Below are 10,395 nucleotides of genomic sequence, written 5' to 3'. Positions count from 1 at the left end.
CATCCGCTTGCAACTCGTCATCGATGCGCATAACCAACGCATAGAAGCAGATGGCTAATCACCTGCTATTTTACCACCACCTTAAATATTTCTTATAAAATACTTTTCCATTCAATTCCCACAAAGCATGTAGCATAATAATAAGGCAAATAATTTTCTTTGTATTCAGTCATTATCAATGTTGCATTTGGCTTATTAACAATAATGACAAACACTATTATTACACCCATAACAAGGCCTAAGTTTACCATAAATAAACTTTTATTTTTCATTCGATTATAAATGCCACTTGTATGTTAAATAACTGACATTAATATAAATATATTGCTACTGCAAACTAGGCCCAAGGTAGCCACAAAGGCCAGCTCCACAATTGACGCTTCTTCGAATTCAGTTTCTTACAACGCTCCTAAAGGCGCCCCAGAATTCTGGTGTGGCTTTTCTTGGCCGGTGTGTACCTTTGGCTTCTTACCCGCAGTTGCATATTTGACCTTTCTCAAGCCCACCCAATGTCTGAATCCCGCGCTGAAGCCCAACTAAGCAAACTCGAAATCCTCGACCGTAAAAACCAAGAGGCCCTGCTCGGTGGCGGCCAGGCCCGCATTGATGCCCAGCACAAAAAAGGCAAGCTCACGGCGCGTGAGCGGATTGACCTGCTGCTGGACGAAGGCTCGTTTGAGGAGATTGGCAAATTTGTCATGCACCGCTCCAAGGACTTCGGGCTGGACAAAGAGTACTACCTGGGCGACGGCGTGGTAACGGGCTATGGTACCGTAAACGGCCGGCTGGTGTACGTTTTCTCCCAGGATTTCACGGTGTTCGGCGGCTCGCTTAGCGAAACGCACGCCGAGAAAATCGTGAAGATTATGGACCTCGCCATGAAAAACGGCGCGCCGGTTGTCGGGTTGAACGACTCGGGCGGGGCCCGCATCCAGGAAGGGGTAGTAAGCCTGGGCGGCTACGCCGACATCTTCTACAAGAACACCTTGGCCTCGGGGGTAGTCCCTCAGCTTTCGGCCATTATGGGGCCGTGCGCGGGCGGGGCAGTATACTCGCCGGCCATTACCGACTTCATTCTGATGGTGGAGGACACGAGCTACATGTTCGTGACCGGGCCGAACGTGGTCAAGACGGTGACCCACGAAAACGTGACCAGCGAAGAGCTAGGCGGGGCCAGCACCCACTCGACTAAGAGTGGTGTTACGCACTTTACGGCTCCGAATGAGGTAGCCTGCATCAACCAGCTCAAGGCGCTGCTGAGCTACATGCCTCAGAACTGCGAGGAAACGGCCCCTGCCCTACCCTACGAAACCGGGCTGGACGAGTCGCGGCCGGTGCTGGACTCCATTATTCCCGAAAACCCCAACCAGCCTTACGATATACGGGAAGTTGTGGAGGGTATTATTGATGCCGGCTCCTTCATGGAAGTGCATCAGAATTTTGCCGAGAATATCGTGGTTGGGTTTGCCCGCCTAGGGGGCCGCAGCATTGGCATCGTGGGCAACCAGCCCGCCGTGCTGGCCGGCGTGCTCGACATCAATGCCTCTACGAAAGCGGCCCGCTTCGTACGATTCTGCGACTCGTTCAACATTCCGCTGCTGGTGCTGGAAGACGTGCCCGGTTTCCTGCCCGGCACCGACCAAGAGTGGCGCGGCATCATCACCAACGGAGCTAAGCTGCTCTACGCTTTCTGCGAGGCTACCGTGCCGCGCATCACTGTTATTACCCGCAAGGCGTATGGCGGGGCCTACGACGTAATGAATTCCAAGCACATTGGGGCCGACCTAAACTACGCCTGGCCCACGGCCGAAATTGCGGTGATGGGTGCCAAAGGCGCAGCCGAAATCATCTTCAAACGCGAAATTGCCCAGGCCGAAAACCCGGAAGCGAAGCTGCAGGAAAAGGTAGATGAGTACCAGCAGAAGTTTGCTACCCCGTACCGCGCCGCCCACCGCGGCTTCGTTGATGAAGTCATTCTGCCCGCACAAACGCGTCAGAAGCTCATCCGGGCGTTTAAAATGCTCGAAAACAAAGTAGATACCTTACCGCGTAAGAAGCACGGGAACATCCCTCTGTAACACTCCGGCGAGGCTGGCAGCGCCTCTGTTAGGTTCTGCCGGCGTGTGAAACCTCATCTGCAGTTAAAACCTCGCTCCGTTTTTCTGCGCTTGAAATGGCAATACGTATGCGTCAAGAAAGCTTCGACTTCCTTCAGAAGTACCTGAATAACCCCTCCCCAACTGGCTTTGAGAAAGAAGGCCAAAAATTATGGCTCGACTACATCCGGCCCTATATCGACGAGTACTTCGTGGATACTTACGGGACGGTGGTGGGGGTAGTGAACCCGGAGGCCACCTATAAAGTGGTCATTGAGGCCCACGCCGATGAAATCAGCTACTTTGTTAACTACATAACGAAAGAAGGCTTCCTGTATTTGCGCAAAAACGGCGGCTCCGACCCGCTGGTGGCCCCGAGCAAACGGGTGAACATTCACACCAAAAACGGTTTGGTAAAGGCTGTTTTCGGCTGGCCAGCTATTCACGTGCGCAAAGTGGAGCAGGACAAGGCACCATCCATTGAAACCGTATTCCTGGACTGTGGCGCCGCCAGCCGGGAAGAAGTAGAGGAAATGGGCATTCACGTGGGCTCCGTCGTGACTTTTGAGGACGAGTTTTCGGTGCTGAATGACCGGTTCTACGTGGGCCGGGCGCTGGATAACCGCATGGGGGGCTTCATGATTGCCGAAGTAGCCCGAATGCTGAAGGAAAACGATAAGAAGCTTCCCTTCGGCCTATACATTGTGAATGCGGTGCAGGAAGAAATTGGCTTGCGCGGGGCGGAAATGATTGCCCACCGCATCAAGCCCGATGTAGCCATTGTGACGGACGTCATTCATGACACGCAGGCGCCGATGTACGAGAAAAAAACCTCCGGCGACCTGCACTGCGGAAAAGGCCCGGTAATCACCTACGGCCCGGCCGTGCAAAACAACCTGCGCGACCTTATCATCGAAACGGCCCTGAGCGCGGAAATTCCCTTCCAGCGGGCGGCCGCCACCCGGGCCACCGGCACCGATACCGATGCCTTTGCTTACTCCAACGCGGGGGTAGCCTCGGCCCTGATTTCTTTGCCCCTGCGCTACATGCACACCACGGTGGAAACGGTGCACAAGGACGACGTGGAGAACGTAACCAAGCTGATTTACGAAGCCCTGCTGCGCATTGAAGACGGCCACGACTTTCGGTACTTCAGCTAGCCGGTAGCCGCATCCCCTACCTTACCTCCACGGACCTGCTCCCGGCCGAAGCTGCATCGTAGCAACGATGCAGCTGGCCGGGAGCAGGCTTTTTATACAGTCTCCCCTACTACTCTTATGCTTCCTGCTGAGCTGAGCGTCCCGCTTAATGTTACGGACCAGATGGGCCGCCGGGTGGCCGTGCCCTTTCCGCCCCAGCGGATCGTGTCGCTAGTCCCTTCCCAGACCGAACTGCTCCACGATTTGGGTCTGGGTCAGCGGGTAGTTGGCGTCACCAAATTTTGCATTCACCCCGCCCAAGCGCGGCAACGGGCCACCGTTATTGGGGGCACGAAGAACTTTGACTTCGCTAAAATTGCCGCCTGCCGCCCCGACCTGATTATTGGCAATAAGGAGGAGAATTATCAGGAAGGTATTGAGCAGCTGGCCGAGCGCTACCCGGTCTGGATGAGCGACATTACGACGCTGGCCGACGCCCTGGAAATGATTAGGCGGGTGGGGCTGCTTACAGGCCAGCAGCGGCGAGCCGAGCCGATGGCTGCTACCATTGCCAGTTCATTTGCCTCCCTAAAGGTAGCGGAGCCTATTCCGGTGGCCTACTTTATCTGGCGCAAGCCCTACATGGTAGCCGCTACCGGAACTTTCATTGATGATTTGCTGGCGCGGGCTGGCTTCCGAAACGTGTTCAGTCGCCTAAGCCGCTACCCCGAAATTAGCGCCCAACACGTACAACTGGCCGCTCCCCATCAGATTTTACTTTCTTCAGAGCCCTACCCTTTTAGCGAAAAGCATAAAGCCGAGTTTCAGGCCCTTTGCCCGGAGGCGCAAATACGCATTGTCGATGGGGAGCTGTTCAGCTGGTACGGCAGCCGCTTGCTGCAGTCAGCCGCTTATTTACAGCAGCTCACCAGTACTTAACCAGAATGCGGCCCGTAGTGTACACGTGCGGGCCGCATTCTGGTTAAGTACTGGTGAGCTGCTGTCTGTCAGTCTCAGTATATTGGTGCAGGTGTCGGATCAGTTAGAAAACCGACTTTCTCAAGCTCTTTCCAGAATTGGGGGTAGGACTTGCGCACCACTTGTGGGGCTTCCACGGATAGGGCACCGCGTAAGGCCAGGGGCGCAAACGCCATGGCCATTCGGTGGTCGTGGTAGGTTGCTACCTGTTGCCCGGCCACACGAAACTCTTGGGCCCCTACGCGGAAGCGGCCCGCTCCTTCGTCGGTGAGGTGGCCCCCAAACTTGGCTAGCTCCACCTGCAGGGCCGCAATTCGGTCGGTTTCTTTGATGCGCAGGCTTTCCAGTCCGGTCATTTCCACCTCTACCCCCAGCGCCGCTGCTACTACTGCTACGGTTTGCGCCAGGTCAGGGCAGTCCGTAAAATCCTGGGCGAAGCGGCCCGCCGAGTTTGTTTGGGTTAGCCGAATGGCTTCATCGGCCAGAAACTCTGTACGCACACCCAATTTTTCCATGATACCAACAATGGCCTGGTCGCCCTGCCAGGAGTAGCGGCGCAGGGTAGGCAGCGTGAGGTGGGAACCAGCCGGTCCCAGCGCCACCATAGCGTACCAGTAGCTGGCCGCCGACCAGTCGCCTTCCACCGTGTAGTCGGTAGGCTGGTACGCCTGCGGACGCACTTCCAGCACTTCGCCCAAGTCGCGGCACTGCGCTCCGAAGTGCTGCATCAGGGCCTGTGTCATGCGGATGTAAGGGCGGGAGCCTACCTTACCTGTTAGCCAAATGCGCAGGCCATGAGGCAGCATGGGCCCAATCATCAGCAGGGCAGAAATGTATTGGCTGCTAATATCGCCGCGCACGGTGAGCTCCGTGAAGTCCGAGTCTTCCGTGGCCGACTCGGGCGTGCGCCCCAGCAGGCGCAGGGGCGGATACCCCTCCTGACCGGTGTACTCAATACGGGCACCGAGCTGGCGCAGGGCCTCCACCAGCACCTGAATGGGTCGTTCCTGCATGCGGGCAGTCCCGGTTAGCGTGACCTGGCGGCCGGTCATGGCCAGGTAAGCCGTCAGAAAACGCATAACGGTGCCTGCATCCTCCGCATCGACGATTGAGGCGGCAGGCTCCTGCAGCAACCGCTGCATAAGCTGAGTATCGTTGGCATCGGACAGATTGGCCAGCGTACCGCCGCCTGCCAGGGCCTGAATGATCAGGGCGCGGTTACTTTCGCTTTTGGAGGCCGGAACCTGGGCAATGCCCCGCAGCGGGTGGCCAGGCCAGGAAAGTGTCAGGGAAGAATTGATGATGCGACAGGCTTGCAGGGCGAAGCTCCAGCTTCCCCCTCGATGTAACGTGCTAACCAACTGCTTAGAGCAGCCCTCACGAAGCTGGAGCTTCGCCTTACATGCAATTATAAGCGGTGGTAATACCGCAGAGATTCCGCAATTTCTGCTACCGTAACGGGCTGGTCGTACACCCCGTGGCCAATGCCTTCCAGCAAGGTACAGTTGATGGTTGTTCCCGCATTCTTTTTATCCTGCCGCGCAAAATCCGCAATGGCCTCCGTTTCCAGGGTTACGAACTGCACCTTGTCGAAAATCGAAAAAAGGAAGGTTTCGACTTGATCCAGCTCCAGGTCGCTGAGCAAGCCCTTGCGGTGGCTTAACCAAGCCTCGCAGATTATGCCTGCGGCTACTGCTTCGCCGTGCAAAATTTCGCGGCCGGGCTGGGTAAGTAGGTAGCTTTCCAGCGCGTGCCCCACCGTGTGCCCGAAGTTAAGCAGCTTCCGCAAGCCACTTTCCAGCGGATCCTGGGCTACAATGCCCTGCTTAAGGGCAACCGACTCCTGAATAAGCGGCGTCCAGTCATCCACCAGAATACCAATTCGGCGGTTGCGGGCAAACGCCGCGGCATCGGCAATCAGCCAGTGCTTTACTATCTCGGCATAACCGGCCTTCAGCTGGCGCGGATCCAGGGTTTGCAGGAAGCGCGGTTCAATGCACACGGCCATCGGCTCCTGAAAAACTCCTAGCTGATTTTTGAAGCCGAGGAAATCAACGCCGGTTTTTCCGCCTACGCTGGCATCTACCTGGGCCAACAAGGTGGTAGGCACCTGCACAAACGAAATTCCCCGCTTGTACAAAGCGGCGCAAAAGCCTCCCAGGTCCGTCACAACTCCGCCCCCAACATTCACGAGCAGGGCATGGCGGTCGGCGCGAGCCTCCGTAAGGGCTTCCCACACCGTTTCGCAGGTGGCTAGGGATTTATATTCTTCTCCCGCCGAAATTTCAATAGGGGTAAAACCCATCGGCAGCTGTCTTTCTAGTAACGGCAGGCAGTAGCGAGCGGTATTCGTGTCTACTAACACAAATATTTGGGTTACTGCAGGCCGGGAAACCAACGCGGCAAGACTTGCCAGCGCCTCGGCCCCAAAAAACACGTTTTCGTTCAAAATAAAATGTGTTTAAAAAAACAACCTCACTAACTAAAAGAGATTGGACAAAAATAGCTTGCTTTGATGCAACTATCTAGCCTGGATTCCGATCATACGAATGCAACTTACTTTCTATTCTGTTATGACTACTTTTACTCGTGGCGTATTCGTCATGGTTTTAACCGGCACCAGCTTATCCCTGGGGGCTTGCAACCGAGACTCCGTGCCAACCGTGGAAGAGAAGCTAGTTGGCCGCTGGGAATGGCAGCAAACTGCCGCCGACAGCCAGCATAGTCTTACGCCAGGTAACACGGGCCACCGGGTAATTGTAGAGTTCGACCGGCGGGGTCGCGCCCGGTTCTACCAGGATGGGCAGCTGGTAAGCGCGGCCGCATTTTCAGTTCGCCGGGTTACCAATGGCTTCGGAAAACCCTCCCGCCACGTCATCATCTATCGGGGCTACCAGAACAATCAGTTCTATTCCGTATCAGGCAACCGGTTGCATTTACAGGATGCCAGTGGCAAAACGTCGGATCATATGTATATCCGGGCAGCCCCGGAGGTTTCAGTGCAAGCCAGCAAGCAGCAAGGGCTATAATGTAGCCTTTGTTAAGCTATCGGATGCGGGGTACCGATGACCCAACTACCTGACGTGAGCAACTGAAAAGCCGGTTCTGAAACAGCACGGTAGCGGAAGGGAATTTCGTGTGGTTTGGGAGCTGTCAGGCTTTGGAATGCGGGGCAACTATCCGTCCGGAAACAATGTTTACCGGCTATCTTTGCAGGAAGACTTTTCTACCCGCTGGCCACCCCACCTCACCACCCACCGATGCCCGTAACCCAAGCTCCGCCTATTTCCTTCGATGATACTGCCGTTGCTTTCGCCTCTAAATCTGACGGCGAGTTGCGCAAGATGTACGCCTTGTTTGCCGCCATGAATAACAATTCGTTGGTTAAAACCGGCGGCGGACTGATGAAGGCCGCCCTGAAATGGCATCTTCCCGGCACCAAGTTTCTAATCAAGAAATCTATTTTCGAGCAGTTCTGCGGGGGCGAATCCATTCAGGAATGCTTGCCCGTGATTCAGGAGTTAGGCCGCTACCACATTGGCACCATCCTCGACTACTCTGTGGAAGGAGAAGGAAACGATAAAAGCTTCGATGCTACCACCACCGAGCTATTGGCAACTATTGATTTAGCGCACCGCTCGCAAAACATTCCGTTCTCCGTATTTAAAGTAACGGGCGTGGGCGACGCGGCCATTCTGGAAAAGGTACAGCGTGGCACTGCCCTCTCGCCGGCCGAGCAGGCTAGCTTCGAGCGCACCAAAAAACGGATCAACGCTATTTGCGCGCGGGCTCATCAGTATGGTGTCCGGGTGTTCGTGGACGCGGAGGAAAGCTGGTTTCAGGAGACCATCGATCAGCTGGCCTACGAGATGATGCAGCGCTATAACCGCGAGTCGGCCATTGTGTGGAACACTTACCAACTCTACCGCCACGACCGACTTGATGCCATCAAGAAAGCCTACGATGATGCCGTGCGTGGCGGCTACTACCTGGGTGGCAAGCTGGTACGCGGTGCGTACATGGAGAAAGAAGGTCGAGTAGCCAGCCAACAAGGCCGCACGAATCCCATCAATCCTACTAAGCAAGCCACCGACGACTTGTACAACGAAGCTTTGCGCTATTGCATAGAGCATGTGGACCGGATCAGCATTTGTGCCGGCACTCACAACGAGGCTAGCTCTTTGCTGCTCACGGAACTGATGCAAGAGCACAATCTGCGGCCCAATGACTCGCGCGTGTGGTTTGCCCAGCTCTACGGTATGAGCGACAACCTGAGCTACAACCTAGCGCACGCAGGGTATAACACCGCTAAATATGTTCCCTATGGGCCCGTGGAAGCAGTGATGCCCTACCTGCTCCGCCGCGCTGACGAGAACACGGCCATTGCTGGCCAAACCAGCCGGGAGTTTCTGCTAATTCAGAAAGAAATGAACCGTCGGAAAGCCTCTTAGCCGTTGCTATATAGTTGAACGGCACAGTTTTGGTTAGCACCCGCCCGCTACCGTGGTTTTGTCCTACGGTAACGGGTGTTTTTTTTGCTACATTCCGCTTTCCATTTCCCACCACCCCCTGCTCATGATCGGCCGAGTACGCAGCCATTTAATTCGTTTTGCCCGCACTCAGGTAGGCACCACCAGCTACCTAAACTTGGTTCAGGAAGCTGAATTAGGCCTAAACCTGGATATTTCTCACGAAAAAGCTCGCCTTAATGAGATCCTGGCTGAAATTTCGGAAACTGAGTATCGGGCGGGTCGGCCTATTTTGAGTTGCCTTGTTAAGGTAGAGGGCTCCAAAGGTCAGGGTGACAACTTTTATAAGCTCTGCGAACGGCTGGGAATGGGAGAATGGCGGGGCCTGAAGCAACAAGAGGATTTTCTGAAAACGACGCGTCGGGAGTGTCGTGACTTTTGGAAGGATAGTAGCAATTTTGAAAAATTTGCGTGAGCAAAAAGCTTCCTGAATGCTCCTAAGGGCATTATTTGAATGGCTGGGAGAAGGAAAGACAGAATTATTTCTGCAACCTGAGTTGAGGAGCTACCGTTAAGCACTCCTGAAACCGATGTTGGATTTTTCTTTCCATTAATAGTCCACTTCGGAGTACTCTCTCCTTTTCCATTCAAATTCAATTCCACCCTTATGAACACCAACGATTCAATCAACCCGACGAACACTGGTACTGGTTCAGGCGCTAACTACGGTAGCGATACCCCTGGCACTGGCTTCGGCGCCGGAACGGGCAGCAGCACCTCGAGCGGCAACATGGGCAACTCCAGCACGGGTAGCTCAGCCAACCAGGGTGGTGTAGGTTCCTCTTCGTACAGTAGCTCCGACAATAACCCTAACCACGACTACAGCGCTACCCAGAAAGGTGCAGCTATGGCAGGTTCGGCTGGAGCAACGGTAGGTGCTGGCATTGATGCCGTGCAAAACGCTGCTAGCGACGCTGGCCGTGCCATTACGGGTAACACTTCTACTTATGGCTCGTTCCGTGACCGTGCTAGCGCTGAGCGTGCTTATCAGTCGCTCTCGTCGCGTGGTTATAGCAAAGACGACGTGAACGTGCTGATGTCGGATGACACCCGCAAAACTCACTTCGGCGACCACACGCCTGACACCGAGCTGGGTGACAAAGCCATGGAAGGTGCTGGCGTAGGCTCGGCCATTGGTGGTACTGCCGGTGCTATCATTGGTGCTATTGCTGCCATCGGTACTTCGGTAGCGCTGCCCGGCCTGGGCCTCGTAATTGCTGGTCCTATTGCTGCTGCGCTGGCTGGTGCCGGTGCCGGTGGTCTGACGGGCGGCCTAGTAGGCGCTCTAGTAGGCTCGGGCATTCCTGAGGAACACGCCGCTGAGTACGAAAGCGACGTGAAGAACGGTAACATCGTAATGGGCGTACGTCCTCGCAACGAGGAAGATGCTCGCTACTTTGAAGAAGAGTTCCGTCGTAACAGCGGCGACAAAGTTCGTCGCTACTAGTCTGGCAGTAGATTTGCCTTAGAAAATGCTCTTCCTATTCAGTTAGGAAGAGCATTTTTTTGTTTTAGCTAGTCGTATCCGTTCCCGATTCCGGTTTCTGTGCTTACTTGCTGAGCGACTATATAGGGCTACCTCAATCTAGCAAGTGATATGCAACCTCCATTGCAGTTTCCTCACCCTTAGACAGGAATTCACAAACACCGCAG

Annotated in this window: 9 protein-coding genes; 7 read left to right on the top strand and 2 right to left on the bottom strand. The window is 55.0% G+C overall.

The genetic code is table 11. The annotated features are described in order from the left end of the window. Nucleotides 1-509: 509 nt before the first annotated feature. The 3 genes from IEW18_RS19490 to IEW18_RS19480 all read left to right on the top strand — a co-directional run bounded on the left by IEW18_RS19490 (nt 510) and on the right by IEW18_RS19480 (nt 4,174). Nucleotides 510-2,078: an acyl-CoA carboxylase subunit beta gene (locus IEW18_RS19490; RefSeq protein WP_188559554.1), complete on the top strand. Its 1,569-nt coding sequence runs from the start codon at nt 510-512 to the stop codon at nt 2,076-2,078. 107 nt (nt 2,079-2,185) lie between these two features. Continuing rightward, nucleotides 2,186-3,256, top strand: coding sequence for a M42 family metallopeptidase (locus IEW18_RS19485; protein WP_188559553.1), 1,071 nt, complete (start codon nt 2,186-2,188; stop codon nt 3,254-3,256). A gap of 117 nt (nt 3,257-3,373) precedes the next feature. Then, entirely contained in the window at nt 3,374-4,174 is an 801-nt protein-coding gene (locus tag IEW18_RS19480) for an ABC transporter substrate-binding protein (RefSeq protein WP_229728867.1), read from the top strand. A 74-nt stretch (nt 4,175-4,248) separates the two neighbouring features. Here IEW18_RS19480 and IEW18_RS19475 read toward each other — a convergent pair whose 3' ends face one another. Next, nucleotides 4,249-5,574 (bottom strand): 3-phosphoshikimate 1-carboxyvinyltransferase, encoded by a 1,326-nt coding sequence (locus IEW18_RS19475; protein ID WP_308428076.1) that lies wholly within the window; start codon nt 5,572-5,574, stop codon nt 4,249-4,251. Nucleotides 5,575-5,621: 47 nt separating this feature from the next. Beyond that, complete coding sequence (gene aroB / locus IEW18_RS19470) at nt 5,622-6,650, bottom strand: 3-dehydroquinate synthase (protein WP_229728870.1); 1,029 nt, start codon at nt 6,648-6,650, stop codon at nt 5,622-5,624. A gap of 136 nt (nt 6,651-6,786) precedes the next feature. On the opposite strand from aroB, the gene IEW18_RS19465 reads away from it, so the two are divergent. The 4 genes from IEW18_RS19465 to IEW18_RS22035 all read left to right on the top strand — a co-directional run bounded on the left by IEW18_RS19465 (nt 6,787) and on the right by IEW18_RS22035 (nt 10,189). Then, nucleotides 6,787-7,242, top strand: a complete 456-nt coding sequence (locus IEW18_RS19465) for a hypothetical protein (protein WP_188559551.1) — start codon at nt 6,787-6,789, stop codon at nt 7,240-7,242. Nucleotides 7,243-7,473: 231 nt separating this feature from the next. Next, the gene (locus IEW18_RS19460; RefSeq protein WP_188559550.1) at nt 7,474-8,664 is read left to right on the top strand and encodes a proline dehydrogenase family protein; all 1,191 of its coding nucleotides are present in this window, start codon (nt 7,474-7,476) and stop codon (nt 8,662-8,664) included. 124 nt (nt 8,665-8,788) lie between these two features. After that, nucleotides 8,789-9,157: a hypothetical protein gene (locus tag IEW18_RS19455; protein WP_188559549.1), complete on the top strand. Its 369-nt coding sequence runs from the start codon at nt 8,789-8,791 to the stop codon at nt 9,155-9,157. Between the two features lie 192 nt (nt 9,158-9,349). Beyond that, the gene (locus IEW18_RS22035; RefSeq protein ID WP_373285750.1) at nt 9,350-10,189 is read left to right on the top strand and encodes a hypothetical protein; all 840 of its coding nucleotides are present in this window, start codon (nt 9,350-9,352) and stop codon (nt 10,187-10,189) included. The last annotated feature ends 206 nt before the right edge of the window (nt 10,190-10,395 follow it).

The sequence above is a fragment of the Hymenobacter glacieicola genome (genome assembly GCF_014640315.1).
GTDB lineage: Bacteria > Bacteroidota > Bacteroidia > Cytophagales > Hymenobacteraceae > Hymenobacter > Hymenobacter glacieicola.
The sequence above is the reverse complement of the archived record's forward strand: the minus strand, read 5'-3'. Positions and strand labels throughout refer to the sequence as shown.